The 23,669-nt window shown below is 65.3% G+C and carries 28 protein-coding genes; 15 read left to right on the top strand and 13 right to left on the bottom strand.

The features are described 5' to 3' along the window. The first annotated feature begins 52 nt into the window (after positions 1 to 52). The 3 genes from G7Z99_RS17495 (at position 53) to G7Z99_RS19930 (ending at position 1,771) form a co-directional block, all read left to right on the top strand. Positions 53 to 1,264: an MFS transporter gene (locus G7Z99_RS17495; RefSeq protein WP_181095993.1), complete on the top strand. Its 1,212-nt coding sequence runs from the start codon at positions 53 to 55 to the stop codon at positions 1,262 to 1,264. Between the two features lie 120 nt (positions 1,265 to 1,384). Next, complete coding sequence (locus G7Z99_RS17490; RefSeq protein ID WP_181095991.1) at positions 1,385 to 1,528, top strand: hypothetical protein; 144 nt, start codon at positions 1,385 to 1,387, stop codon at positions 1,526 to 1,528. 114 nt (positions 1,529 to 1,642) lie between these two features. Next, the gene (locus G7Z99_RS19930; protein ID WP_258197071.1) at positions 1,643 to 1,771 is read left to right on the top strand and encodes a hypothetical protein; all 129 of its coding nucleotides are present in this window, start codon (positions 1,643 to 1,645) and stop codon (positions 1,769 to 1,771) included. A 104-nt stretch (positions 1,772 to 1,875) separates the two neighbouring features. On the opposite strand, the gene G7Z99_RS17485 is transcribed toward G7Z99_RS19930, so the two are convergent. Next, positions 1,876 to 2,301, bottom strand: a complete 426-nt coding sequence (locus tag G7Z99_RS17485; RefSeq protein WP_181095989.1) for a DUF2628 domain-containing protein — start codon at positions 2,299 to 2,301, stop codon at positions 1,876 to 1,878. 305 nt (positions 2,302 to 2,606) lie between these two features. On the opposite strand from G7Z99_RS17485, the gene G7Z99_RS17480 reads away from it, so the two are divergent. After that, positions 2,607 to 3,734, top strand: a complete 1,128-nt coding sequence (locus G7Z99_RS17480; RefSeq protein ID WP_258197070.1) for a DUF3800 domain-containing protein — start codon at positions 2,607 to 2,609, stop codon at positions 3,732 to 3,734. Positions 3,735 to 3,743: 9 nt separating this feature from the next. Here G7Z99_RS17480 and G7Z99_RS17475 read toward each other — a convergent pair whose 3' ends face one another. Next, positions 3,744 to 4,643: a LysR family transcriptional regulator gene (locus G7Z99_RS17475; protein ID WP_181095985.1), complete on the bottom strand. Its 900-nt coding sequence runs from the start codon at positions 4,641 to 4,643 to the stop codon at positions 3,744 to 3,746. A 107-nt stretch (positions 4,644 to 4,750) separates the two neighbouring features. On the opposite strand from G7Z99_RS17475, the gene G7Z99_RS17470 reads away from it, so the two are divergent. Further along, positions 4,751 to 5,902, top strand: a complete 1,152-nt coding sequence (locus tag G7Z99_RS17470; RefSeq protein WP_308812300.1) for a TDT family transporter — start codon at positions 4,751 to 4,753, stop codon at positions 5,900 to 5,902. A 523-nt stretch (positions 5,903 to 6,425) separates the two neighbouring features. After that, positions 6,426 to 7,307: a DMT family transporter gene (locus tag G7Z99_RS17465; protein WP_181095983.1), complete on the top strand. Its 882-nt coding sequence runs from the start codon at positions 6,426 to 6,428 to the stop codon at positions 7,305 to 7,307. Between the two features lie 70 nt (positions 7,308 to 7,377). On the opposite strand, the gene G7Z99_RS17460 is transcribed toward G7Z99_RS17465, so the two are convergent. The 5 genes from G7Z99_RS17460 to G7Z99_RS17440 all read right to left on the bottom strand — a co-directional run bounded on the left by G7Z99_RS17460 (position 7,378) and on the right by G7Z99_RS17440 (position 12,006). Beyond that, complete coding sequence (locus G7Z99_RS17460; RefSeq protein ID WP_181095981.1) at positions 7,378 to 8,244, bottom strand: carboxylate/amino acid/amine transporter; 867 nt, start codon at positions 8,242 to 8,244, stop codon at positions 7,378 to 7,380. Positions 8,245 to 8,434: 190 nt separating this feature from the next. Continuing rightward, entirely contained in the window at positions 8,435 to 8,767 is a 333-nt protein-coding gene (locus G7Z99_RS17455) for a ribonuclease E inhibitor RraB (protein ID WP_181095979.1), read from the bottom strand. Positions 8,768 to 8,945: 178 nt separating this feature from the next. After that, positions 8,946 to 9,182 (bottom strand): hypothetical protein, encoded by a 237-nt coding sequence (locus G7Z99_RS17450; protein ID WP_181095977.1) that lies wholly within the window; start codon positions 9,180 to 9,182, stop codon positions 8,946 to 8,948. A 177-nt stretch (positions 9,183 to 9,359) separates the two neighbouring features. Next, positions 9,360 to 11,438 (bottom strand): LTA synthase family protein, encoded by a 2,079-nt coding sequence (locus tag G7Z99_RS17445; RefSeq protein ID WP_181095975.1) that lies wholly within the window; start codon positions 11,436 to 11,438, stop codon positions 9,360 to 9,362. Between the two features lie 364 nt (positions 11,439 to 11,802). Continuing rightward, positions 11,803 to 12,006 carry a hypothetical protein gene (locus tag G7Z99_RS17440; protein WP_181095973.1) on the bottom strand — a complete coding sequence of 68 codons (204 nt, stop codon included), beginning with the start codon at positions 12,004 to 12,006 and terminating at the stop codon, positions 11,803 to 11,805. 123 nt (positions 12,007 to 12,129) lie between these two features. Here G7Z99_RS17440 and G7Z99_RS17435 point away from each other — a divergent pair, with 123 nt between their 5' ends. Further along, a complete protein-coding gene (locus G7Z99_RS17435) occupies positions 12,130 to 13,068 on the top strand; it encodes a ZIP family metal transporter (protein WP_181095971.1) in 939 nt (312 codons plus the stop codon). Between the two features lie 10 nt (positions 13,069 to 13,078). Here the strand turns inward: G7Z99_RS17435 and G7Z99_RS17430 are convergent, their stop codons facing one another. Continuing rightward, positions 13,079 to 13,600 (bottom strand): hypothetical protein, encoded by a 522-nt coding sequence (locus tag G7Z99_RS17430; protein WP_181095969.1) that lies wholly within the window; start codon positions 13,598 to 13,600, stop codon positions 13,079 to 13,081. A 62-nt stretch (positions 13,601 to 13,662) separates the two neighbouring features. Next, positions 13,663 to 14,202, bottom strand: coding sequence for an ankyrin repeat domain-containing protein (locus G7Z99_RS17425; protein WP_258197069.1), 540 nt, complete (start codon positions 14,200 to 14,202; stop codon positions 13,663 to 13,665). Positions 14,203 to 14,452: 250 nt separating this feature from the next. Between G7Z99_RS17425 and G7Z99_RS17420 the strand changes: the two genes are divergently transcribed. After that, positions 14,453 to 14,725: a DUF3509 domain-containing protein gene (locus G7Z99_RS17420; RefSeq protein WP_181095967.1), complete on the top strand. Its 273-nt coding sequence runs from the start codon at positions 14,453 to 14,455 to the stop codon at positions 14,723 to 14,725. A 90-nt stretch (positions 14,726 to 14,815) separates the two neighbouring features. Here the strand turns inward: G7Z99_RS17420 and G7Z99_RS17415 are convergent, their stop codons facing one another. Genes G7Z99_RS17415 through aroC form a run of 3 tightly spaced genes read right to left on the bottom strand, consistent with a single transcriptional unit; the run spans position 14,816 to position 17,618 of the window. Further along, entirely contained in the window at positions 14,816 to 15,352 is a 537-nt protein-coding gene (locus G7Z99_RS17415) for an oxidase (protein WP_181095965.1), read from the bottom strand. Beyond that, positions 15,349 to 16,503, bottom strand: a complete 1,155-nt coding sequence (locus G7Z99_RS17410) for an MFS transporter (RefSeq protein ID WP_181095963.1) — start codon at positions 16,501 to 16,503, stop codon at positions 15,349 to 15,351. The genes G7Z99_RS17415 and G7Z99_RS17410 overlap by 4 nt, the downstream gene beginning before the upstream one ends. 29 nt (positions 16,504 to 16,532) lie before the next feature. Continuing rightward, complete coding sequence (gene aroC / locus G7Z99_RS17405; RefSeq protein ID WP_181095961.1) at positions 16,533 to 17,618, bottom strand: chorismate synthase; 1,086 nt, start codon at positions 17,616 to 17,618, stop codon at positions 16,533 to 16,535. 159 nt (positions 17,619 to 17,777) lie between these two features. Between aroC and G7Z99_RS17400 the strand changes: the two genes are divergently transcribed. Both G7Z99_RS17400 and G7Z99_RS17395 read left to right on the top strand, forming a co-directional pair. Continuing rightward, the gene (locus G7Z99_RS17400; RefSeq protein ID WP_181095960.1) at positions 17,778 to 18,740 is read left to right on the top strand and encodes an alpha/beta hydrolase; all 963 of its coding nucleotides are present in this window, start codon (positions 17,778 to 17,780) and stop codon (positions 18,738 to 18,740) included. A gap of 96 nt (positions 18,741 to 18,836) precedes the next feature. After that, positions 18,837 to 19,592 carry a hypothetical protein gene (locus tag G7Z99_RS17395; RefSeq protein WP_181095958.1) on the top strand — a complete coding sequence of 252 codons (756 nt, stop codon included), beginning with the start codon at positions 18,837 to 18,839 and terminating at the stop codon, positions 19,590 to 19,592. 42 nt (positions 19,593 to 19,634) lie between these two features. Here G7Z99_RS17395 and prmB read toward each other — a convergent pair whose 3' ends face one another. Beyond that, positions 19,635 to 20,543: a 50S ribosomal protein L3 N(5)-glutamine methyltransferase gene (gene prmB, locus G7Z99_RS17390; protein WP_181095957.1), complete on the bottom strand. Its 909-nt coding sequence runs from the start codon at positions 20,541 to 20,543 to the stop codon at positions 19,635 to 19,637. Between the two features lie 178 nt (positions 20,544 to 20,721). On the opposite strand from prmB, the gene G7Z99_RS17385 reads away from it, so the two are divergent. The 5 genes from G7Z99_RS17385 to G7Z99_RS17365 all read left to right on the top strand — a co-directional run bounded on the left by G7Z99_RS17385 (position 20,722) and on the right by G7Z99_RS17365 (position 23,361). Further along, positions 20,722 to 21,312 carry a cysteine hydrolase family protein gene (locus G7Z99_RS17385; RefSeq protein ID WP_181095956.1) on the top strand — a complete coding sequence of 197 codons (591 nt, stop codon included), beginning with the start codon at positions 20,722 to 20,724 and terminating at the stop codon, positions 21,310 to 21,312. An 84-nt stretch (positions 21,313 to 21,396) separates the two neighbouring features. Continuing rightward, positions 21,397 to 21,711, top strand: coding sequence for a hypothetical protein (locus G7Z99_RS17380; RefSeq protein ID WP_181095955.1), 315 nt, complete (start codon positions 21,397 to 21,399; stop codon positions 21,709 to 21,711). 49 nt (positions 21,712 to 21,760) lie between these two features. After that, on the top strand, positions 21,761 to 22,321 hold the full coding sequence (locus tag G7Z99_RS17375; protein ID WP_181095954.1) for a Smr/MutS family protein: 561 nt from the start codon (positions 21,761 to 21,763) through the stop codon (positions 22,319 to 22,321). 69 nt (positions 22,322 to 22,390) lie between these two features. Continuing rightward, on the top strand, positions 22,391 to 22,936 hold the full coding sequence (folE, locus tag G7Z99_RS17370; RefSeq protein WP_060394569.1) for a GTP cyclohydrolase I FolE: 546 nt from the start codon (positions 22,391 to 22,393) through the stop codon (positions 22,934 to 22,936). Between the two features lie 53 nt (positions 22,937 to 22,989). Next, complete coding sequence (locus G7Z99_RS17365) at positions 22,990 to 23,361, top strand: glutaredoxin family protein (protein WP_181095953.1); 372 nt, start codon at positions 22,990 to 22,992, stop codon at positions 23,359 to 23,361. The last annotated feature ends 308 nt before the right edge of the window (positions 23,362 to 23,669 follow it).

Here is a 23,669-nt window from a genome sequence, read left to right as displayed (position 1 = left end):
AGGCCTTCTCTGATTACTCTGGCCTGAACCCGTTACCAGAGAGATCACACTCATGAGCAGCACTACGCCTCAGCAGGGGACGCTTGCTGTGTATCGAACAGCCTGGATCGTTACCGCAATCTTCATTCTGTCGAACGCCGCTACGCCCCTCTACAGCATCTGGCAGCAGACCCTGGGTTTTACCTCAGGCACACTGACTGTGATTTTTGCCTGCTATATCGTTGGCCTCCTTCTCACCCTGACGGTAGCCGGACAACTGTCTGATCACTTCGGGCGCAAAGCGCTGCTGGTACCCTGTATCGGCTTGGCAATCATCGCGGCCATCCTGTTCGACCAGGCTGCAAGCATCGGCACGCTCATGCTCGCTCGCTTCCTCACGGGAGTCTCCGTCGGGCTGGTGGTCTCCGGAGGCATGGCCAACGTGGTCGAACATGCCCAGCCACACCGTAAGCACTTCGCTTCGCTGATGGCTTCCGTTGCCATGGTGTTCGGCGCAGGCACCGGCCCGCTGCTGGCAGGTGTCGTCGCCCAGTACCTCACCACGCCTGTTCACGCCGTCTTTCGGATTGAAATTGCTCTGCTGTGCCTGGCACTGTTCGCACTGATGATCCAGAAAAACCGCAAGCTGGGGACTGGCTCGTTCAAACCACGCCTGCCCACCGTGCCGAAAAGAAGCCTCGGCATCGTACTGCTAGGCATCGCATTCTTCGGCCCCGGCATTACCTCGACGTCGTTCATCCTGTCGCTGGGTCCGAAACTGATCGCTACGTTCATGGGTGTGAACAGCCCACTGATCACCGGCTGCATGGCCTTCTCGATGTTCGTCGTAGCCGTGGGTGTTCAATTCGCAGCGAAGCGTCATGGCTATCGCACCGTCTTTACGCTCAGTGGCGTAGCGACGATTTCATCAATGGTCAGCGTCTGGATTGCGCTGGAGCTGGGATCGGTGGTTTGGTTGATCGCCTCGGCGCTGCTTGCCGGCGCAGGCCAGGGGTTGGGGCAACTGGGAGGTCTGACACTGATCGCAGACAACGTTCAGAGCGAACGTAGGGCTGAGGCAAATGCAGTGTTCAACATGGGGGGCTACGTCCCTGCTGGCGCTATCCCTGTTCTGACTGGGTACCTGATTGACTATTTCGGGCTCAATGCCGGAATTACCTCCCTGGCCACGATCATTGCGTGCTTGGGATGCCTGGCGCTGACACAGCTGCAGAGGCGACATGCAGCTCAACAAAAAGCGAAGACCCTGCATGTGAGCTCATGAACATCAAGCGGATACCCGATCAGCCAAGAGGACGGCTCTCGCCCCGCTTGAAGCGCGCGCTGGGTCAGGTGCGTCTGCCAGGTGGTTACCTGATCGTTTAGCGCCGAGGGACGTCAGGACATGACCTGCAGGGTCCGACAGATGGAGCCGGCCACGCAGGGGGATCTCTTCGACTACCTGCTGACGGTGTTGCGGGAGTCCGGGTTGGCGGGGCGTGGTCCTGGGGAGGGCCCGCGCAAGATCGAGGAGATGAGCCAGACGTGAGATGACAAGGGCTTGCGTCTGCAAGGGCGTTTCTTTTCACCACTTGAAAGCGCCCATCAACTGTCTACGCTCACTGGACACCCTTGATCTTCACACGAGCACGAGGACGACCCCATGGCACTCAAACCCGGCCCAAAACCTACCGCCAAATCAACCGGTGAAGTCGACAAGCGGCGTCATGACAATAAAGAGACGCAAGGTAACAACCCTGATTTGAAACCGAGCAAACCCGAAAAGAAGTAGACGATCACTGACCAAGGCGACCTTGTCCGCAGCCGCTTCATCACTGCCAGAGCCAAGGACTGCTCACGCAGGCGTGTGCATGACGTGAGCAGCCCTTGAGCGCATTACCAGCGCATGCCCTTGAACGGGTTCCAGCCCTGCTCGCCCTTACGCTCTTTCAGGTAGTAGGCATAGTTCGCACTCAAGCCATACAGCAGGTTGGTTGCCACACCAAACCCGGTGTTGATGGCACGCGGCGTTTCCATGCCGAGCAAGGCAAAGAGCACGTCAATCACCAAGCCTGCCCCGATGATGATGCCCAGCAACGCCAGGTTCTTTTTCCACAAGCCCAGTACGAACAGGTAGATAGGGCCAAAGAACAACGCAATGAAGTTCATGTTGATCAGCAGCTTCTTCTTGAACGGCTGCTGCTTGAGCGCTGCCTTGTACTCGGGCGAACTGGGCGCCCCATGCGCATCGAAAAACGCAAACCGCTCTTGCCATTTGGGCTTGTGCTGAGAAATATCCTTGCTGGCTTCGGCGACGCTCATTTGAAAATTCCCTATAGTCCTTGACTGATCGAAAACACGGCTTGCCGTGCTTAGAGCATCTGAAGGCCTGACTCCATTGTTCAGGCCTACTGCCGATGCTCCACGCATCATTTTGTCACCTGCCGACCAAGGCAACAACCGCGTGGCCTGCACCTCCATGCCCAAGTGTGATCGACCGCACGCTTCCAACGCCACGCTGTAAGCTGCCCGATATTGCTACGCTGATAGCACACCCTGCGCACTGTGTAACGGAGGCTGACTTGACGACCACGCATGCCTACCTGAGCGAGTCAGGTGACCGGAACTTGACCTCTGCAACAGCACCGGGTTCAGGTCGCCTGGTGTTCTGCACGCTCCTGGTCAGCGCCACGCACCTGCACACGGTTCGCCAGCACGCCGAGCACCTGAGCCGACAGCGGGTCCACCTCGCCGACCTGACGCCTGGCAAGCGCCGCGCAGCCCAGGCCAGCCAGCATGCCGAGTGGCTGACCGAGGTCGCTCGATGGCCGGTGAAGCTGCACGTCATCGTCGTGGACAAGGCGCGCATCCACCGGGACGGCGGCCTGCAACTGAAAACCTCGTTCACCGAGCATGTCGGCGGGCTGTTGCATGCCCGCCTGTTCCGAGACCTGCGTGATGTGCAAGTCACCGTGGACGCAGACGGTGACGTGACGCTCCGCGAGCGCCTGCAAGGGCTGATACAGGCACGCTACGCCGATGATCTGTTCGGCGACGAGCAGATGTTCCAGGTGCGCGCCCGTGAGGACGAGGCCCTGCTTCACATCGCGCAGGGGCTGGCAAACGCCGTGAGCGAGGTGCATGGCGGCAAGGCCAAGCCAATGGTCCGGAACGCCTATGAGACGCTGTTGCAGGCCCGCACCTTGGGCATGCTGGAGTGGCCGCCTGCGTTCACCTCACTTTTGCCACCGCCCATGGACGAGGCGCAATACGCCGACTATCAGGTGCACCAGGAAGCGTTGCGCCAGGCCGATCGCTTCATCGAGCAGGCCGGCGAGCACCCGGACGAGGACATGCGGCTGCAGCTGGCCATTCTCGATTACCTGAGGTTCCAGAGCGAATTCGTTACCCAGGACTACCTCCCCACGGCCGACATCCTCGCCTACCTGCATGACCGGGGGTTCGGCGACGTGTCCGAGCACAAGATCCGCTCCAACGGCATCGCCAAGCTGCGTGACGCCAACGTGATCATCACCAGCACGGCCAAGGGCTACAAGATTCCGCAGACGCGGGCCGACCTCAATGACTTTCTCGAGATGGCCTCGGGGGTGGTGGTGCCTTTGCTGGAGCGGGTGCGCAAGGCGCGCGAGGTCTATCGGCAGAGCAGTGGCGGCACCTACGACATCGTCAGCGAGGCGCGCCTGACGGCCTTGGAGCGTCTGCTGGTGGCGTCCGACACGCCCTCTGCTGACTAGCGCCAGGCGTCAGTGCTGCCCCTGGGCGAAGGCGAAGGCGTCCAGCGTGTGCTGGAAGTCGTCCAGGGCGCGCGACAGAAACTTGTCCCGGTGGTGCACGACATGCAGCTGGCGCGTCTGCGCCGGGAGGTCATGAGCGAGGACAGTCAACTGCCCTTGAGCGATCAGATCACTCACCACCCAGTACGACAAGCAACTGATCCCGAGACCGGCGGCGACCATGCGCTTGATCGCTTCGGAGCTGCCGATGCGGCGGGTGTCTTCCAGATGACCCAGGTGAGGCATCAGCCGGTGGGCGACTTCTTCGGCGGTGCCTGAGCCGGCCTCGCGCATCAGCCAGGGTGCGGTGCGCAAGGCCTGGCGCGTGACCGGATGACCTTGCGCCAGGGGGGCGTCAACGGCGGCGATGATCACCAGCTCGTCTTCGAACCAAGGGCGCACGGTCAGCTCAGGCAGGTGGCAAGGGCCTTCGATCAGGCCGATGTCGATGCACAGCTGGGCGGCCTGGCGGGCGATGTCTGCACTGTTGCCGATGACCACGTCGATGCGCAGGCTGGGGTGATGCCGGGCGAGCGTCTCCATCAGGATCGGCATGAGGTAGCTGCCGATGGTAGTGCTGCAGCCGACCGTGAGGCGCGTGGCCTGATCGCTGCCCTCGAACCCGTCCTCGATCTGCGCAGCCGCCCCCAGCAGGCGCACGGCCTGGGGCAGCAAGGCGTGGCCATTGGCGTTGAGGACCAGACGCTTGCCGACACGGTCGAACAGGCGCACGTCGAGTGCGCTTTCCAGCTCCTGGAGCGCTGAACTGGTGGCTGATTGGGAGAGCGACAGGGCCGCGCTGGCATTCACGGTCGAGCCATGCTGGGCAATGGCCTTGAAGATGTCGAGTTGACGCAAGGTAAGGCGCATTGATCTAACTGCAAAATAGGTAAGTGATAAACAGATTACGCGTTTTACCGGTTGATGCCAGCTCGTCATGCTGCCAGCGTCATCTACTCGACGCCCCGGAGGGCACTGTGCAGTATTTCGGCCCACGCTTGCGTACGCCTTTCCCACGACCGCTGTCCGCTCTGTCGGGCTGGCTGGAAGTGGTGCGGCAGTTCACGCCGCAATGGTTCTCGGTGGTCATGGGCACGGGCATTCTGGCGTTGTTGCTGGGGCAGCTGCCTGGGGCGGGGGCTTCGCTGTCGCACCTGGGCAATGGGCTCTGGCAGTTCAGTGCGGCGCTGTTCGTCGTGTTCAGCGGGCTGTACCTGGCGCGCTGGGTGCTGTTCTTCGAGGAAGCCAGGCGCATCGTCGAGCACCCAACCGCCTTGATGTTTCTCGGGACGATCCCGATGGCCCTGGCGACCTTGATCAATGGCCTGCTGCAGTACGGCCTGCCCGCCTGGGGAAGCGGCGTCGTGCCATGGGCGCAGGCCCTCTGGTGGCTGGATGTCGCGTTGGCGATGGCCTGCGGGGTGTGGGTGCCGTTTCTGATGGTCACGCGCCAGCGGCACAGTCTGGAGCAGATGACGGCGGTCTGGTTATTGCCGGTGGTGACGGCCGAAGTGGCGGCCGTCACGGGTGGGCTCATCGTCCCGCACGTGGCGCAGGCGCCTGCACAGTTGCACATGCTGGTGCTGTGCTACGTGCTGTGGGCGTATTCGGTGCCGGTCGCGCTGAGCCTGCTGGTGGTGCTGTTGTTACGCTTGGTGGTGCACAGGCTGCCACCGCAGGCACTGGCGGCGTCGATCTGGCTGTCGCTCGGTCCGATCGGTACGGGAGCGTTGGGGATGCTGGTGCTGGGCAGCGCGGCACCGACGGTCTTCGCGGCCAACGGGTTGGGCGAGATCGGTATGACAGCGGCCGTGGTGGGAGCGATTGGAGGAATGCTGTTGTGGGGGTTGGGGGTGTGGTGGTTGTTGCTGGCGGTGGCGATCACCGCGCGCCATGTGGTGTTGGGGATGTCGTTCAATCTGGGCTGGTGGGCGTTCGTGTTCCCGCTGGGGGTGTACGCGGCAGCGACCTTGAAGTTGGGTAGCGTGTTGCGGATGGCGGTGTTCGAGGCGATGGGGAGTGGGTTGGTGGTGGTCGTGGGGGTGGCCTGGGCGTGGGTGGCGATGCGCACGGCAGTGGGGGCGTATCGAGGGGAGTTGTTTCATGCGCCGTGTCTGGTGGTGCGGTGAGTGGCAACATGAGGCTGAGCCGGCAGGGCTGAATTGTGGGCCCTGCGGGCCCAATCGCGGCACAGGGGCCGCTCCTACGGGAGTGTGGCGCTGTTCTGAATCACCGCATTGGCGCTACGGGTTCAGGCCCAATCGCGGACGGTCCGGCGTCCTGGCAGGGCCGATCCAGAAGAAGTGTGGCGCTGTTCCGAATCACCGCGTTGGCGCTACGGGTGTAGGGGCGGCCCCTGTGCCGCGATTGGGCCTGAAAGGCCCATAAAGTCAATCACCGCGGTAGCGCAGGACAGAGGCGCGCGTGCCGCCTGTCGTGCCAAGCCAATGATTCAGACTGACGTGATTCCTGTAGGAGCGCCCCCGTGCCGCGATTGGGCCCGCAGGGTCCATAAAGCCACTCACTGTGGTAGCGCTGGACGAAAGACAACGGCCGGGGCGGGACTGCAACCCCTGGACAATCTCGCCACCGGACGCTAGAAGGAAGCACCTCGTTCCCTTCTCAACCTGCCCTGCCCCTCTGGAGCCTGCCGTGAACTCGAAACCCTTCTGGTCCCTGGCCATGATCGCCATCACCGCCGTCTGGGGCTGGAGCTTCGTGGCCAAGCAGCAGAGCCTGCACGGCATGACCGCCTCCGCGCTCAACACGTGGATCTTCACCATTGCCACGCTGTTCCTCGCGCCGATGGCCTATGCCTCCCTGAAGCGACTGACACGCCGGGATGTGCTGTCGGGCATCGCCGCGGGCGTCATGCTGTTCGTCGCCTTCGCCTTCCAGACCAGCGGCATCGGCCTGACGACGCCCTCCAACGCCGGGTTCATCACCGGCCTGTCGGTGGTGTTCACGCCCATTCTGCTGTTCTTCCTCTACCGCGACCGCCTGACCGGGCCGCAGTGGCTCGGCGCGGCGGTGGCGCTGGCCGGGTTGGGCCTGCTCAGCCTGACGGATTTCGCCCTGCACCTGGGCGATGCGCTGATCCTCTGCTGCGCGCTGTTCTTCGCCGGGCACATCGTCATGCTGGCCAAGCTGCCCTTCTCCGGCACACCCCTGGCCTTCGCCTGCCTGCAGATGCTGACCGTGGCGCTGCTGTCCGGCCTGTGGAGCACGACCTCAGGCGAGCTCAGCGTCCCTGCCGACGGCGATACCTGGCTCATCCTCGTGCTGCTCGGCATCCTCGGCACGGGGCTGGCCTATTTCGTACAGACCCAGGCGCAGTCGCTCATGCACCCCCAGGCCGTGGCCCTGATCCTGTTGTTCGAACCGGTGTTCAGCGGCCTGTTCGGCTACTGGCTGGCCGGGGACCGGCTGACGGACCTGAACATCCTGGGCGCGGTGCTGATCCTGGGCGGCATGCTCGTCAGCGAGTTCGGCGCGCTGGCCTACGGCAGGCTCAAACGCCCTGCCCGCACCTGAAGCGCCGCATTCCTGTCGCGGCGTCCCCATGAAGAAAAGGCTGCCATGGCAGCCTGTTCGTCGACGACGCTCAAGCCGCTCGCGGCAGGCCCCGTGTGCCCAAACGACTGAGCCACACCGAGGCCAGGATGATCGCCCCGCCCACCAGCAACCGGCCCAGGGGCTGGGCCTGATTCCAGATCAGCAGGTTAAGCACCAGGCCGACGGGCACATGCAGGTTGTTCATCACCGCCAGGGTCGCGCCCGGTACCAGGCAAGCGCCCTTGTTCCACCAGTACAACCCCAGCGCCGTCGGGCACAGGCCCAGAAACAGCAGCACCAGCCACTGGCTGTCGGTGCTGGGCAGGTGCTGGGCGTTGCCGAATGCGAGAAACGCCGGCAGCACCACCAGCAACGCACCCAGGTAGAAGTAGCCGAAGCGCCGGTAGTGCGGCTGGTCGCTCGGGTGCCGGGCGATCAGGTGACGGTACAGCACCTGGCCGGCGGCGTAGGTGAAGTTGGCCAGCTGCAGCAGCAGGAAACCGACGAAGAAGTCCCCGCTCAAGGTGTCGAAGCGGATCACCGCCGCGCCCGCCACCGCTACCCCGGCCGCCACCAGGGCCCAGGCATTGAAGCGCCGGTTGAGGGCATCTTCGATCAGGGTCACGTGCAACGGCGTGAGGATGGTGAACAACAGCACCTCCGGCACGCTGAGCACCCGGAAGCTCAGGTACAGGCACACGTAGGTGATGCCGTACTGCAAGGCGCCGATGAGCAGCATGGCGCGCAGAAAGCGCGGCTCGACCTGGCGCCAGCGGGTCAGCGGCAGGAACACCAGGCCGGCCAGGATCACCCGGGCCAGCACGGCAAAGTAGCTGTCCACCTGGCCGGCCAGGTACTCACCGATGAGGTTGAAGGAAAACGCCTGAATCAGCGCGACGACGAATAGGTAGCCCATGGTTGCCTCTGTGCGATCGAGGCGGCGACCTTAGCGGCTGGCGTTCGAACGGGCAACGATTAACGACCTGTGGCGATCAGCGCCGCAGGTACGCACACCTCGAACGGGGTCGGCAACCACCCCTCCCCTTGTCCACGGCACGACCAAGGGGCACGGGCTGGTGCTTGTCAATGGAACACTGCGGAACACGTCAGGCCAGCAACCGCTCGTGCTTGACGCCCCAGCCTTCGACTTCGCCACCCAGGGGCGAAACCGCCGACTCGAACGCCTGCTCGAACGCCCCGATGCCTTTGTAGGTGGCGTACATGACCTTGCTCAACTGCAAGTGCCAGGCACCGTCGTCGAGTTCGGAGACTTGCGCGTTGAGAGATTCCCCACGGAACTGCCCAGCCGCCTCGCGGGCGCAGGCCTCGTCAGGGAAGGTGGCGTAGAACTCGATGGGATGAATGCGGGTGAAGTCGAACCCCCCGTCCTTCATCTGCCGCAGGACACTGCTGCTGACATCTTCGTTATGGCTGCTCATGAAACGTCCTCCTGGAGTGCATGGATAGACTTTCAGTGCGTAGGCACCTGCCAGGCGCCTGAACGCCAGGTAATGCGAGCTGCTTGCTTCGATGTGGAGCGGTGTTGAAGGGGCGGCCTGGAAAGGCGGCCGCCGAGTGACACGTTAGCGCTCTGAAGGGGCGCTTGCCAAGGGCCGTTCAGGCCTTTTCGCTGATACCGAGGATGATGACGCTGTTCTGCTCCTTGAGTACGCGTTCGGTAGGCGACTCCACGCGACCTTGCAGGTCGTTCAGGTCAGCCTGCGCCATGACCGGGAACAGCTTGGCCCGGATCCACTGCGCCGCCTCTTCCTTGCTGGGGCATTCATCGGCGTCGTAGGCCAGGGAACTCTGCACACCGTTCTGGTCCAGAAAAGTGATTTCCCATTCTTTCATCAAATAGACCTCGCCCTGAAAAACGTTGAATGACGCCCGTTCTAGCTTGACCGCCATGCTCGGGCTTTCGTTCAGCCGAACATGCGCCTGCATGCCTGAAAATCCGACGGGCTGAGCCCGCCCGATGCTGCGGCGCAGGGAGGTCGCGTCGCCGCGACACACCCTGAACCGTCACCCTCATTCAGGCACGCCGTGCACCACGCCCGCCGTGTTGTCCAGCAGGCTCTTGGTGGCCGTCTGGATGTAGGACTCGAGCTTCTTCACCAAGTCCGGCTGATCAGGGCTGTCGATCAGTTCGGCCTTGAACTCGCTGCCCAGCTGGTAGCGGTACAGGCGCGGCGACATGTCCTTGGACTCGATCAGAATGCGATCGCCCTGGACCAGGCCGACGATCTGCTCGCTGCCCGACGGCTTGATGATGCCGATGCCCGGATCGCCCGCCGGCAGGTTGAGCAGGTCACGGCCCCAGCACTGGTGACGGGTCTCGCCGCCCAGGCGGCCCATGATGGTCGGCACGATGTCGACCTGGGTGCCGACGGTATGGTTGACCGCGCCGAAGGCGTCCTGGATGCCCGGTGCGATCAACAGCAGCGGCACGTTGAAGCGGCCCAGGTCCAGTTCGGTGACCTGCTGGTGGTTGCCGAAGCCGTGGTCACCGACGATCACGAACAAGGTGTCCTTGTAGTACGGCTGCTTGCTGGCCTTCTCGAAGAACTGGCCCAGCGCCCAGTCGGAGTAGCGCATGGCGGTCAGGTGTTCGTCCAGACGCCCCTGGCCGGTGACCGGCTTGACCGGCAGGTCCTTGGGCAAGGCATACGGCGTGTGGTTGGACAGCGTCTGCAGCAAGGCATAGAACGGCTTCTTGCCGTAGTTGTGCGACAGCTCCTCGTTGGCCCGGTCGAACATGTCCTGGTCGGACACGCCCCAGGTCGGGTCGGAGAACACCGGATTGACGAAGTCGTTGCGGCCGATGAAGGTGGTCATGCCCTGGTTGCCGAAGAACCCGGACTGGTTGTCCCAGGCGAAGTCGCCGTTGTAGACATACACATCGTCATAGTCGCGGGCGCTGAGCAATGCCGGCAGACCGGACAGCTTGTGCCCGCCCTCGGGTGTCTGCATCAGGTACTCGAACCCCGGCAGGTTGGGGAAGCACGCCATGGTGGCGAACATGCCCTGGTGGGTGTGGGTGCCGTTGGAGAAGAACCGGTCGAACAGCAGCCCCTGCTTGGTCAGGCGGTCGAAGTTCGGGGTGATGTCGTTGCGGCTGCCCAGTGCGCCCACCGAATGGCCGGCGAAGCTTTCCATCAGGATTACCACCACGTTGCGGATCGGCAGCGTGCGCTCGGCCGGCGGCACGAAGTCGCGGCGCACGGCGGCGCTGTCGGCATCCACCAGGGTGTCATGGGGGGTCAGCAACAGCTCACGCACGGTCTGCTGGGCCTGCTGGGGGTCCAGCGTGGCCTTCCAGATGTTGGCGCGGTCCTCGCCGAAGCGGCTCTTGGCCGCGTCGATCAGCGTCAGGGTGCCGTTGAGGCCCAGCTGGTTGACGAAGTTCGAGTCGGTGGTGAAGGCATCGCCCCAGCGCATGGGCGGGCCCTGGCGCAGGGTGCCGCGGGCCGCGACCACCGCCACCAGCAGCACCACCATGAACACCGCCAGGCGGTTGTACCAGGGCGTGACGCGCCGGCCTGCGACCTGGCCGGGCTGACGTGCCGGGCCACGGGTCAGACGGTCGATGCCTTTGAACACCAGGCTGATCAGCCAGGTGCCGAACGCCCAGGCGAGCAGGTAGCGCACCACCGGGAAGCCGTACCAGAGCATGCTCATCACGGTCTTGGGGTCTTCCTTGATGTACTGGAAGACCAGGCCGTTGAGGCGCTGGTGGAATTCCCGGTAGAAGTCCATCTCCACCAGCCCGAGGAACAGCACGGCGCTGGACGCCAGCGTCAGCCACAGGCGGAACACGCCACGGCGCGCCATGGCCCAGGGGCTGAGCATGGCCAGCAGCAGCGGGATGCTGACGTACACCACCACGCGCAGGTCGAAGCGCAGGCCGTTGAGGAAGCCCTCGGCCACGGTCGAGTAGGGTGTCTGACCGATCATGTCGCTGTTGTAGAGCAGCAGCGCCAGGCGCACCAGGCTGAGCATCAGCATGATCGCCAGGCCGCTGAGCAGCGTGTAGGCCAGGTGGGACGTGAGCGTGGGGGCGAACGTGCGCGACGGCGCGGGTTGCTTCAGGGCATCCGGATTAGCCATGAACGAGGGTCCTGGACAGGCGGTTTTCGAAGAGGCGCAGGCACCTGCCATGCACTGGCGGGGGGTGTCTTGCGCGGCGGCCATTGGGCCAAGGCCGTATTGTGCGGCGCGGAGTGTGGGCAATCCAGTGTGAAAATTGTGTCGGGAGGGCAGGAACATGTCAGGTTGGGCCGCAGGAGAGCGCTGTCTATACAGGTTTTACCTGATCCACGGGGTGGCTGATTTCATGGGCCCGTTGGGCCCAATCGCGGCACAGGGGCCGCTCCTACAGGAGAGCGGCGTCGTTCTGGCAAATCAGCACCGCGGTCCAACTGTAGGAGCGGCCCCTGCGCCGCGATTGGGCCCAACGGGCCCACAAACCCCGTCACCGCGTCGGCCCACCCCTTCGCCGCCACCGAGGCCCGGCAATGCCCCAGACGATGACCCCGATCACCGGTGCCCCCACGACCCACACACTCCAGAGGCCTTTCTTCCACCCCTGTACCCCGCTGCCGAGAACGTTGGCGAGCGCCCAGAGGTCGAACCCGAGTAGGATCAAGCCGACCAGCCCGTTGAACGTCGAACCCATACCGATGCTCCCGCGCCTGTCTTCGATCGCTGTCCATGGTCCGTCATTCGTCCCGGCCAGGGAACCCCGGCGCCGCGAATCCGCCCTACTCTGACACGCCCACTCACCCGCCACGAGGTCTGCATGCCCCAAGCCACTACCGACAGCGTCGTCGTCAATACCTTGCGCAGCGCCTGGCGCGACCAGATCAAGACCGCGCCCTGGCTGAGCGCAGGGCTGGGCGTGAGCCTGCTGGTGGTGCTGGCGCTGTTGGGGGCGAGCATCTGGAATGCCTTCAGCGGCGACCATGCGCACAACCTGCACCTGGCGGCGCTGGGCGGGTTCTCGGGCTTTGCCGCCACCGCGCTCGGCGCCGTGCTGGCGGTGGTGCTGCGCGACGTGAGCACGCGCAGCCAGGATGTGATGCTCGGCTTCGCCGCCGGCATGATGCTGGCAGCCAGTTCGTTCTCGTTGATCCTGCCTGGGCTGGAGGCCGCGCGGGAGATCACCGGCAGCGGCACCGGCGCGGCCTTCACCGTGGTGGTCGGCCTGGGCCTGGGCGTGCTACTGATGCTCGGCCTGGAACGCTTCACGCCCCATGAGCACGAAAGCACCGGCCCGCTGGGGCCGGAGGCCGATCGCATCAACCGCGTCTGGCTGTTCGTGCTGGCCATCACCTTGCACAACCTGCCCGAAGGCATGGCCATCGGCGTCAGTTTCACCAACGGCAACATGGCGGTCGGCCTGCCGTTGACCAGCGCCATCGCCATCCAGGACATCCCGGAAGGCCTGGCGGTGGCCCTGGCGCTAAGGGCCACCGGCCTGTCGAACTTCAAGGCGGCGATGGTGGCGATCGGCTCCGGCCTGATGGAGCCACTGGGCGCCGTGATCGGCCTGGGGATCTCCACCGGTTTCGCCCTGGCCTACCCGGTCAGCATGGGCCTGGCGGCCGGGGCGATGCTGTTCGTGGTCTCGCACGAAGTGATCCCGGAAACCCACCGCCATGGCCACCAGACGTCGGCCACGCTCGGGCTGATGGGCGGCTTCGCCGTGATGATGTTCCTCGACACGGCACTGGGCTGACGCCCTCGCCTCAGGCCTGGCGCAACGCCTCGAGCGCTGGGGCGGCGGCGATGCCGACCTCTTCGCTCAATGCCAGCACGCGCGCCAGGTCGTGCTGGCCGACCATGACCATCTGCAGTTCGTCATCGAGCGGCTGGCTGAAGTTGACCAGCACGTAGCCGCCCGCCTCCTTGTTCAATGCGCCCAGCTGCACCTGGATGCGGTTCAGCGCCGTCAGTGGTTCGGTGCGCGCCAGCTGCTTGGCCTTGAGGTTCAGCGGTACGCTCTTGTCGAACGACGCGGCGATCTGCTCGTACAGCGCCTGGTAGCTGTCGGCCTGGAACAGGACGGTGTCCGGCAGGCTGCCGACCACCACCCATTCGCCCAGCGGGATCGGGAAGCTGTCGTCGTAGTTGATGTCCGGGTTGGCCGCGAGGAAGGCGGCCGGGTCGGCGTAGGCCTGGGCCGCCTCGTCGGCGATCCGCGCCATGTCGTCGTCGGTCATGCAGCCGGCGCCGACCAGGCGGATGAGTTCGAGCAGTGCGTGTGTCATGGTGGCCCCTTGCGAGCGACGAAAAAAAGTCGCCAAGGATAGCCGCAAATACCCGCCGCCGGTTAGTCGGTCAGGGCCTGCAACCGCGCGGCCGCCTCACTGGCGCCCATGGTCAGGGCCGCAGCCAGGGCGTTGGCACCGCCCACGTCGCGACGCGCAGGGTCGGCGCCTTTCTCCAGCAGGTAGTCGAGCATTTCCACGCGGTTGAACATGGCGGCCAGCATCAGGGCCGTGCGCCCGTCGGCGGCACAGGCGTCGACCGGCACACCCTCTTCGAGCAGCAGCTGGATCATCTGCAGGTCGCCCTTGAAGGCCGCGCCCGCGATGGGCAGTTGCCCGCGGTCGTTGGCCATCAGGGGGTCGGCGCCGTGCTTGAGCAGCACACGAACGGCATCATGGTGCCCGTGGTAGCTGGCCAGCATCAGCAGGGTGTCGCCCTTGCCGTTGCGCAGGTTGACCGGCAGCCCGCTGGTGATCAACCGCTCGAGCATCTCGGCATCCCCCACACGGGCCCGATCGAAGACCTGCTCGGCGAACTGCACCGCTTCTTCTTCGGTCATGGCGCGGCCGGCGCCGGCGGGGGTCTGCGACGAATCGGTCATCTGTGTGCTCCTGGCAATCGGGTCGAATGGCTTAGGCAGCAGGCGTCTGGGGATGGTTCCACGGCCACGCGCCTGCTGGCGTTGCAAAATGCACTGTGCAATTTGCATGACCATGCACTCTGCATGGCACAGTGAAATTGTCACATAGTTAAGCAATTGATTTTAAAGGATATTTTTTTAGCAAAAAGCTGGCACGCTCGCTGCAATCCTTCTACCCAGAATCTGCACACATCCATTTCGGGAGTTGGACATGAACCTCATTCAAGAGAAATTCGCCTCGGTATTCGCTGCCTACCAAGTCGCTACCCAGCCGCGTCCCGATGGCGGCATCTTGCTGACCCTGCGCGGTGCCGACGGCAAGGTCACCCGCCGCGTGCTGTCCTACGGCCAGCTGCACAGCGCCGAGCAACTGTCCTGGGCCATCAGCGCCATCCGCCGTGACCTGGCCGAACAAGCCAGCGAGCTGCCGGTGATCAACATGCTGCAAAGCCAGCAACGCTTCGCCCTGCCTACCTACCGCTAATGACGGTTCGGGCTTCGTAAGGCACGCCCACGTTCATCGGACCTCGCCCTGTGAACATCGGCCTGCCTTGCGAACGGCACGTCACCCCTCTCAGAACGCCTCGATGCCAGGAAATTCCCTGGCCGTCTCGTCGCCGGTAAACCGCGCCAAGGCATCGCCTTCGTTCTTGAAGGCACGGATCGCCAGGCAGAACGGTCGCTCCCCCAGCTCCAGCCAGCGCCGCGCTCCGGCCGGTATCGTCAGCACGTCACCTTTTTCGCACAACACCGACAGCACGCGATCGTCCAGACGCACGCTCAGTTCGGCGCGTCCGCCCAACAGCGCGAACACTTCCTCGCCCGTCTGCACATGCTCTTCACGCCAGCCCAACGAGCCCTGATCGACGCCGTCCTGGTTGAGCAGCCGCAGCACGGTGCACCCGTGCTCACCTGACAGGCGCGCGAACACCGGTGCCTGAAGCGCCCTGACCTCGCCCTCCTCCGTCCCCGGACGTACTGCCTTCTCGACCGGCCAGTGCTCGAAACGCACGCCATGCTCGGCCAAGGTGGCCGCGATGTCTTCGTGATGGGTCAGGACCTTGTCCGGCACGGCCGGGCTGGATACCTGAAAAACACTGAGGATGCTCATGCATTGCTCCTGCTTCGTTTCAATCGAACGATCATGATGAAGCCGGCCAGCAGCGCCGCGCCACTGGCCAACCCGAACGTCATGCCAGGCCCGAGCCGGGCCCAGCTGTAACCGGAATACAGCGCGCCCAGGGCACCGCCGGTCCCGGCCAGCGCAGCGTACAGGGCCTGGCCCTGGCCTTGCTGGCGCGCGCCGAAGCTGCCCTGCACGAAGGCGATCGCCGCGGCGTGGAAGCAGCCGAAGGTGGCCGCGTGCAGCAGCTGGGCGAACAGCAACACGGCGGGCACCTGCGCCAGCTCACCCAACAGCAGCCAACGCAGCGCCGCCAGCAGAAAACTGGCGCACAGCACTTGCTGCACCGAAAACCGCTGGAACACCCGCGCCATGAGCAGGAACATCAGCACTTCGGCCACCACGCCCAGTGCCCACAGCAGGCCGATGGCGCCCCGCGTGTAGCCCAGGTGTTCCAGGTGCAAGGTGAGGAAGGTGTAGTACGGCCCGTGGCTGAGCTGCATCAGCGCCACGCACGCGTAAAAGGCCAGCACGCCCGGCGCGGCCAGTTGGGCGAGAAACCCGCCCGCCGGTTGCCGCTCGGTCGGTTCAGGTGGCTGCGCGTTGGGTACCCAGAGGCTGGCGACGACGATGCCGGCCATGATGAGCACCACCGCGACCGGGTAGACGTCGAGGCTGAAACGCTCGAACAGCCCGCCCAGGCCGATCACCGCCAGGATGAAACCGATCGAACCCCACAGGCGCACCTGGCTGTAGCGGCCGGTCTGCCCCTGCAGGTGCGCCAGGGTGATGACCTCGAACTGCGGCAGCACGGCATGCCAGAAGAAGGCATGCAGGGCCATGACCAGCGCCAGCCAGGCATAACTGGCGCCGAAGAAGATCAGCGCGAAGCTGGCCAGGGTCGAGAGCGCGCCCAGCCGCACGATCAGCAGGCGCCGGCCACTGCGGTCACCCAGCCAGCCCCACAGGTTCGGTGCGACGCAGCGCATCAGCATGGGGATGGCGACCAGCTCGCCGATGCGCGCCGGCGCGAAGCCCAGGTGATCGAAGTACAGCGCCAGGAACGGCGCCGTGGCGCCGAGCAGGGCGAAATAGAACAGGTAGAAACTGGACAGGCGCCAGTAGGGCAGCGGCGCCATGGCTCAGTGCACCACGCGCCGGTCGTGCATCAGCGCAGCACCGGCGTCGTCACCTGCACGTCGGCGTTCTGCCCACGGTGGCGCAGCACGTGGTCCATCAGCACGATGGCCATCATCGCCTCGGCGATCGGCGTGGCGCGGATGCCCACGCACGGGTCGTGACGGCCCTTGGTGATCATGTCCACCGGGTTGCCCTCGGTGTCGATCGAGCGGCCTGGCACAGTGATGCTCGACGTGGGCTTGAGCGCCAGGTGCGCGACGATCGGCTGACCCGAAGAGATCCCGCCGAGGATGCCACCGGCGTTGTTGCTCAGGAAGCCGTCCGGGGTCAGTTCGTCGCGGTGCTCGGTGCCGCGCTGGGCGACGCTGGCGAAGCCTGCGCCGATCTCCACGCCCTTGACCGCGTTGATGCTCATCAGCGCATGGGCCAGCTCGGCGTCCAGGCGGTCGAAGATCGGCTCGCCCAGGCCGGGCATCACGCCTTCGGCGACCACGGTGATCTTGGCGCCGACCGAGTCCTGGTCCCGGCGCAGCTGGTCCATGTAGGTCTCGAGTTCGGCGACCTTGTCCGGGTCCGGGCAGAAGAAGGCGTTCTGCTCGACGCTGTCCCAGGTCTTGAACGGGATCTCGATCGGCCCGAGCTGGCTCATGTAGCCGCGCACCTGGATGCCCTGGGTGGCGAGAAACTTCTTGGCGATGGCCCCGGCCGCCACGCGCATGGCGGTCTCGCGCGCCGAGCTGCGACCGCCGCCGCGGTAGTCGCGGGTGCCGTACTTGTGGTGGTAGGTGTAGTCGGCGTGGGCCGGGCGGAACAGGTCCTTGATGGCCGAGTAGTCCTTGGACTTCTGGTCGGTGTTGCGGATCAGCAGGCCGATCGAGCAGCCGGTGGTACGGCCTTCGAACACCCCGGACAGGATTTCGACCTCGTCGGCCTCCTGGCGCTGGGTGGTGTGGCGGCTGGTGCCGGGCTTGCGGCGGTCCAGGTCGTGCTGCAGGTCGGCCAGGGTGATCTCCAGGCCCGGTGGGCAGCCGTCGACAATGGCGACCAACGCCGGACCATGGCTTTCGCCAGCGGTGGTGACAGTGAACAGCTTGCCAAAGGTATTGCCGGACATGCAGGACGCTCCGCGAATCAGCCTGGTTTGAACAAGGCCGCCAGTATACGCAGGCCCACCGGCGAGTTCATCCCTGGCGAACGAACCTTGTGCCGCAGCGCCCGGTCCAAGCGCCATCCCACCTCTCTCTGGAAGCGGCCTGGCCGCGTTGGTAGTTCGATGAAGTCGCGCATGGTCGCCGTGTTCCTGTTGTGCTTCGCTGGCCTGGTTCAGGCCGCCTCCCCCACCGTCCTGCAACGCCCGATCAGTCTGGACACCGGCCAAGGTGTGCTGCACGGTAGCCTGCTGCTGCCCGAAAGCGACTCGCCACCCCCGGTGGCCCTGATCATCGCCGGCTCCGGGCCGACCGACCGCAACGGCAACAACCCGGCGGGCGGCCGGGTCGACAACCTCAAGCGCCTGGCCCTGCTGCTGGCCAACGCGCACATCGCCAGCGTGCGCTACGACAAGCGCGGCGTGGCGGCCAGCCAGCCGGCCACGCCGGACGAGCGTGACCTGAGCGTCGAGCGCTACGTGCAGGACGTGGTGGCCTGGGGGCAGACGCTCAAGGCCGACCCGCGGTTCGGCCCGCTGATCCTGATCGGCCACAGCGAAGGGGCGCTGATCGCCAGCCTGGCGGCCGAGCCGGCCGGCGCCAGCGCGGTGATCACCCTGGCCGGCAGCGGTCGGCCGGTCGCGGACGTGCTGCGCGAGCAATTGGCCCAACGGCTGTCGCCGCGTCAGCTGGCCAAGGGCAATGCCTTGCTCGACCGCCTGCAGGCCGGCCAGACCAGCCTGGACGTGCCCGCGCCGCTACGCCAGGTGTTTCGCCCGAGCGTGCAGCCCTACCTGATCAGCCTGTTCCGGCAGAACCCGGCACAGGCCTTCGCCCAGCTGACGGTACCGGCGTTGATCATCCAGGGCCGCAACGATGTGCAGGTCGACGTGGAGGACGCCGAACGCCTGAAGGCCGCGCGGCCCGACGCCGAACTGGTGCTGATCGACGGCATGAACCACATGCTGCGCATCAGCCCGCGGGACATGAGCCAGCAGCGCGAGAGCTACAACAACCCCGAGCTGCCGTTGGCGCGGGAGCTGGGCGAGCGTGTGGTGGCGTTCATTCGCCAGGTGGTGGGGCAGTAAGCGTTCAGGTTTTGCCCCGCGTGCCGATAGCAGGAGGATGGGTGGGCCGATCAGAGGCGTTCGGCCGCCACCCCGCCTGAGCCCGAGGATCAACGGATGACCGACACCGAAACGCCCCCTTCACCGGAGCCTGCCGCCCTGCCCTGGGCCGACGTGCATGCCGAGCACTTCCAACTGCTGCGCCTGGCCCCTCTGCCGACCAGCCACGACGGCATCCGGCCGCTGCGCTTCGTCGAAGTCGGGCATGCCGAGCGCCATGACCTGGCCTTCAGCCTGCTGCGCCTGGAAATCCGCCTGCCCGGCCAGCGCGTGCACAAGACCCAGAACCGCCTGGACATCTGGGTCGATCACCAGAGCAAGTCCGTGCGCCTGGGCGCCGACCTCGACCTTCAGCCGCTCGACCGTGGCCTGGGCCGCTTTCTCCTGGCGCAGGGCGTGACCTGGCTGCAACGGCGCTGGTCGCACTATCAGGTGGAGAGTCGCATGCTGCCGCCCAGGGACGCCTTGCGCCCCGACAACACGCTGCGCCGGGACCATGTCCTGGGGCGGCTGGGGCTCACGTCGATCGACGCCGACGGCCAGACGCGCGACCACACCGCCGCGCTGGAGGTCGCCCAGCTCAAGGGCGGCTTCAATGCCGAACGGGTCCAGCGCGTGGACACGCTGGAAGCCGCCGGCCTGCTGCAACAGGCCGATGCCGACCTCCAGGCCCAGGAAGCGTCGCTGCGCGAGCGGGACGAGCGCGTTGCCCGTTACCAGCGCGAAGACAGCAGCCTGCGCTTCACCATCGCCTGCCTGGTGGCCTTCGCGGTGTTCCAGGCGGGGCTGCTGATCTGGATGGCGTCGCGCTGAGGCCTGCCGGGTGAGCGGCAAGCCTCGACGCAGGGATGCGGATCAGATCCGCGACTGGAACAGGGCCTGGTGGTCGCGGCACTGCTGGGCGGTCAGCATGAACACGCCATGCCCGCCGCGCTCGAAGTCGAGCCAGGCGAAGTCCACTTCAGGGTACAGCTCGGCCACGTGCACCTGGCTGTTGCCGACCTCGACGATCAGCAAGCCCTTGTCGGTCAGGTGATCGGCGGCCTCGGCCAGCATGCGCCGCACCAGGTCCAGGCCGTCCTGCCCGCAGGCCAGGCCCAGCTCGGGCTCGTGGTGGTACTCGGCCGGCATGTCGGCGAAGTCTTCGGCATCGACATAGGGCGGGTTGGACAGGATCAGGTCGAATCGCTGGCCCGGCAGGCCGCCGAAGCCATCGCCCTGCACGGTGTAGACCCGCCCTTCCAGCCCATGGCGCTCGATGTTGCGGTTGGCCACTTCCAGCGCGTCGAACGACAGGTCGGCCAGCGCCACTTCGGCCTCGGGGAACACGTCGGCGGCGACGATGCCGATGCAGCCGGAACCGGTGCACAGGTCGAGGATGCGCGCCGGGTCCTGGGCCAGCCAGGGTTCGAAGCGCTTCTCGATCAGCTCGCCGATGGGTGAGCGTGGCACCAGCACACGCTCATCGACCAGGAACGACATGCCGCAGAACCAGGCCTCGCCCAGCAGGTACGCGGTCGGCACGCGCTCGTCGATGCGCCGCTTGATCAGGTGCAGCAGGCGCACGCGCTCGTCGTCCTCGAGCTGGCAGTCCAGGTAGCTGTCGGCGATCTCCCAGGGCAGGTGCACGGCGCCGAGCACCAGCAGGCGCGCCTCGTCCCAGGCATTGTCGGCGCCGTGGCCGAAGAACAGGTCGTGTTCGTGGAAGCGGCTGACCGCCCAGCGGATGTGGTCGCGCAGCGTGCGCAGGCGGGATGTGATCACGAAGAACTCCTTATCAGACAGTCCGAAAGTCTAACAGCAGCCAGGTGCAAATGGTTCCCCCGGACTGCCGGCGAGTCGGCTCCAGGCCAGGAAACGCGCAGCCTGCGCTGTCAAGCATTCCCAACGGCGTCGCGGCAGAGGACAATAGGCCACAAAAGCCCTAGCCAAGGAGCCATCGATGTCCGTTCCAACCACCATGTTCCGCCTGAGCGGCCGCGACTACCCGCCGGCCCGGCTGAACCAGGCCAGCCTCATCGTGATCGACGCCCAGAAGGAATATTTGAGCGGGCCGCTGGCGCTGTCGGGCATGGACGCGGCGGTCGCCAACATCGCCCGGCTGCTGGAGGCGGCGCGCAAGGCCGGTCGCCCGATCGTCCACGTACGCCACCTCGGCACCGTCGGCGGCCCGTTCGACCCGCAAGGCAGCCGTGGCGAGTTCATCCCGGGGCTCGAGCCACGTGACGGCGAGACCGTCATCGAAAAGCGCATGCCCAACGCCTTCAAGAACACCTCCCTGCACGAGACGCTCCAGGCCCTGGGGCACCTGGACCTCATCGTCTGCGGCTTCATGAGCCACTCGAGCGTCAGCACCACCGTGCGCCGTGCCAAGGACTACGGCTACCGCTGCACGCTGGTCGAGGATGCCTCGACCACCCGCGACCTGGCGTTCAAGGACGAGGTCATCCCAGCCGCGCAGATCCACCGCTGCGAAATGGCGGTGATGGCCGACAACTTCGCCTGCGTCGCCCCCACCGACAGCCTCATCTGACGCGCGACGACCGCCTGACGGTCGTGCGGAACGCCGGTTCGGTTCGGCGAGTCTCATGAGCGGATACCCCCGGAGGAGACCGGCATGAAACGCGCTGACAGCTTCGACACCTTTTCTTCGCGTACCCCTGGCGGTCGCGGTGCGCGCCTGGCGGCCGGTCTGTCGGCCATGGTCGCGACCCTGGGCATCCTGATGGCCATGGCCGGCGTCGCCGGCCTGCTGGGCAACTACGAGGCCTTCGCCGAACTCAACGCCAACCGTCCGCTGGCCGGCGTGCTGGTGGTGGCCGGCCTGCTGCTGTCATGGCTGGGCGTGCGGGGGTGGCGCATCAGCCGCCTGCGCCTGCGTCGGCGTCACGAACTGGGCCTGTCGCCTCACCTGACGAAAAAGCGCGGTTGAGCGCCGGACAGTCGAGTAAGATACGCCGCCTCAAGGCGTGGAGACCGGCATGCAAGACGATGACTTTTCCCTCTTCCGGGGCCAGATGCAGGGCGTGAAGCCGATCCGTCACGACCGTGCGGACGTCGGCAAGCCCAAGGCCGACCGTCGGCAACTGGCCGGCCTGCGTCAGGCCGCCACCGTGCGCACCGACCAGCCGCTGGTGATCGACGGGTTGTCCGATCAGTTCGTGATCGACGTGGGCGCCGAGGATGAGCTGATGTGGCGCCGCGATGGCGTGCAGGAAACGCAGCTGCGCAAGCTCAAGCTGGGCCAGATCCCCTTCGAGGGCAGCCTGGATCTGCATGGGATGACGGTCGAGAAGGCGCGCGAAACGCTGTGGGATTTCATTGCCGAGGCGACCAAACTCGAAGTGCGCTGCGTGCGCGTGACCCATGGAAAGGCGGCGCGCCTCGACGGCAAGCGCCCGATGATCAAGAGCCACGTCAACACCTGGCTGCGCCAGCATCCCCAGGTGCTGGGGTTCGCCTCGTGCAACGCGCGCCACGGGGGCACCGGGGCGGTCTACGTGATGCTCAAGCGCACCATGCTCGAGGGCCGCGACGAATGACGTCGCGCTTGCAGCGTCGCGCGCGCCGCCGTACCCTTCGCCTTTGCAAAAATTCCCACAGGTAGATCCATGTCCCTGGAACAGAACTACACCGAGATCCTCAGCCAGATCGGCGAGGACGTCTCCCGCGAGGGCCTGCGCGACACGCCCAAGCGGGCAGCGAAGGCCATGCAGTACCTTTGCCGCGGTTATGAGCAAACTCTGGAAGAAGTCACCAACGGCGCGTTGTTCACCTCGGACAACAGCGAGATGGTGCTGGTTCGGGACATTGAGCTGTATTCGATGTGCGAGCATCACATGCTGCCGTTCATCGGCAAGGCTCACGTGGCCTACCTGCCCAAGGGCAAGGTGCTGGGCCTGTCGAAGGTCGCGCGCATCGTCGACATGTACGCCCGCCGCCTGCAGATCCAGGAAAACCTCAGCCGGCAGATCGCCGACGCGATCGCCCAGGTCACCGACGCTGCTGGCGTGGCCGTGGTCATCGAAGCCAAGCACATGTGCATGATGATGCGCGGTGTCGAAAAACAGAATTCGGCGATGATCACCTCGGTCATGCTCGGCGAGTTCCGTCACAATGCGGCCACCCGCAGCGAGTTTCTCAGCCTGATCAAGTGACAGGCCCGTGATGCCAGGCCTGCCGGGCCTGGCTCTTGCACCAGGAGTCATCGATGATCGTCAAAGCCCTCCGGGTCGGACTCGGCCAACTGATCGTGTTCGGCGACTGGGTCAGCCGCCCGGCCAAGCGCAAGCGCGACCCGGCCGCCCAGGCCCAGGTCGACCAGGCCGCACGTCAGCTGTCACTGTACCAGTTCCATGCCTGCCCGTTCTGCGTGAAGACGCGGCGTGCCCTGCACCGTTTGAACGTGCCGGTGGCGCTGCGTGATGCCAAGCACGACCCCGTGCACCGTCAGGCGCTGCTTGAAGGAGGTGGGCGGGTGAAGGTGCCTTGCCTGCGGATCGACGAGGGGGGCAAGACGACCTGGATGTACGAGTCCAAGGACATCATTGCGTATCTTGATGGGCGGTTTGGTGGGGTTTGAGGCGGGGGTGCTGGGGGTGAAGGGTTGGTAGGCTGATTGGGGCGTCGCTGATTTTACGGGCCCGTTGGGCCCGATCGCGGCACAGGGGCCGCTCCTACAGGGATCGCAGCGCTGATCTGGTCTGTCTGCGTAACGTTGCCCTGGCCTTTGCAGTCGATCGCGGTCACTGTAGGAGCGGCCCTGAACTGGCTTAATGATTTTGGACACCTTCTTCGGACGCTATAATGGCGTCCAATTGGAGGCAAAATCAGTGCGCAATTCTTATTCGAAAGAACACAAAGTTCAAGCTGCTGAAATGGTGCTGGACG

This window comes from Pseudomonas entomophila, from assembly GCF_013523165.1.
Classification (GTDB): Bacteria; Pseudomonadota; Gammaproteobacteria; order Pseudomonadales; family Pseudomonadaceae; genus Aquipseudomonas; species Aquipseudomonas entomophila_A.
The sequence above is the reverse complement of the archived record's forward strand: the minus strand, read 5'-3'. Positions and strand labels throughout refer to the sequence as shown.

Excerpts from the sequence above, each read along its gene's own strand:
- G7Z99_RS17455 (WP_181095979.1), bottom strand. The coding sequence starts at position 8,767 with ATGAGCAGCCATAACGAAGATGTCAGCAGCAGTGTCCTGCGGCAGATG.
- G7Z99_RS17365 (WP_181095953.1), top strand. The coding sequence starts at position 22,990 with ATGATCGTCAAAGCCCTCCGGGTCGGACTCGGCCAACTGATCGTGTTC.
- G7Z99_RS17485 (WP_181095989.1), bottom strand. The coding sequence starts at position 2,301 with ATGAGCGTCGCCGAAGCCAGCAAGGATATTTCTCAGCACAAGCCCAAA.
- G7Z99_RS17450 (WP_181095977.1), bottom strand. The coding sequence starts at position 9,182 with ATGAAAGAATGGGAAATCACTTTTCTGGACCAGAACGGTGTGCAGAGT.
- G7Z99_RS17460 (WP_181095981.1), bottom strand. The coding sequence starts at position 8,244 with ATGGGCTACCTATTCGTCGTCGCGCTGATTCAGGCGTTTTCCTTCAAC.
- aroC (WP_181095961.1), bottom strand. The coding sequence starts at position 17,618 with ATGTCCGGCAATACCTTTGGCAAGCTGTTCACTGTCACCACCGCTGGC.
- G7Z99_RS17380 (WP_181095955.1), top strand. The coding sequence starts at position 21,397 with ATGAAACGCGCTGACAGCTTCGACACCTTTTCTTCGCGTACCCCTGGC.
- G7Z99_RS17445 (WP_181095975.1), bottom strand. The coding sequence starts at position 11,438 with ATGGCTAATCCGGATGCCCTGAAGCAACCCGCGCCGTCGCGCACGTTC.
- G7Z99_RS17415 (WP_181095965.1), bottom strand. The coding sequence starts at position 15,352 with ATGAGCATCCTCAGTGTTTTTCAGGTATCCAGCCCGGCCGTGCCGGAC.
- G7Z99_RS17375 (WP_181095954.1), top strand. The coding sequence starts at position 21,761 with ATGCAAGACGATGACTTTTCCCTCTTCCGGGGCCAGATGCAGGGCGTG.
- G7Z99_RS17495 (WP_181095993.1), top strand. The coding sequence starts at position 53 with ATGAGCAGCACTACGCCTCAGCAGGGGACGCTTGCTGTGTATCGAACA.
- G7Z99_RS17430 (WP_181095969.1), bottom strand. The coding sequence starts at position 13,600 with ATGACACACGCACTGCTCGAACTCATCCGCCTGGTCGGCGCCGGCTGC.
- G7Z99_RS17420 (WP_181095967.1), top strand. The coding sequence starts at position 14,453 with ATGAACCTCATTCAAGAGAAATTCGCCTCGGTATTCGCTGCCTACCAA.
- G7Z99_RS17400 (WP_181095960.1), top strand. The coding sequence starts at position 17,778 with ATGAAGTCGCGCATGGTCGCCGTGTTCCTGTTGTGCTTCGCTGGCCTG.
- G7Z99_RS17410 (WP_181095963.1), bottom strand. The coding sequence starts at position 16,503 with ATGGCGCCGCTGCCCTACTGGCGCCTGTCCAGTTTCTACCTGTTCTAT.
- G7Z99_RS17440 (WP_181095973.1), bottom strand. The coding sequence starts at position 12,006 with ATGGGTTCGACGTTCAACGGGCTGGTCGGCTTGATCCTACTCGGGTTC.
- G7Z99_RS17395 (WP_181095958.1), top strand. The coding sequence starts at position 18,837 with ATGACCGACACCGAAACGCCCCCTTCACCGGAGCCTGCCGCCCTGCCC.
- G7Z99_RS17475 (WP_181095985.1), bottom strand. The coding sequence starts at position 4,643 with ATGCGCCTTACCTTGCGTCAACTCGACATCTTCAAGGCCATTGCCCAG.
- G7Z99_RS17490 (WP_181095991.1), top strand. The coding sequence starts at position 1,385 with ATGACCTGCAGGGTCCGACAGATGGAGCCGGCCACGCAGGGGGATCTC.
- folE (WP_060394569.1), top strand. The coding sequence starts at position 22,391 with ATGTCCCTGGAACAGAACTACACCGAGATCCTCAGCCAGATCGGCGAG.
- G7Z99_RS19930 (WP_258197071.1), top strand. The coding sequence starts at position 1,643 with ATGGCACTCAAACCCGGCCCAAAACCTACCGCCAAATCAACCGGTGAA.
- G7Z99_RS17385 (WP_181095956.1), top strand. The coding sequence starts at position 20,722 with ATGTCCGTTCCAACCACCATGTTCCGCCTGAGCGGCCGCGACTACCCG.
- G7Z99_RS17425 (WP_258197069.1), bottom strand. The coding sequence starts at position 14,202 with ATGACCGATTCGTCGCAGACCCCCGCCGGCGCCGGCCGCGCCATGACC.
- G7Z99_RS17435 (WP_181095971.1), top strand. The coding sequence starts at position 12,130 with ATGCCCCAAGCCACTACCGACAGCGTCGTCGTCAATACCTTGCGCAGC.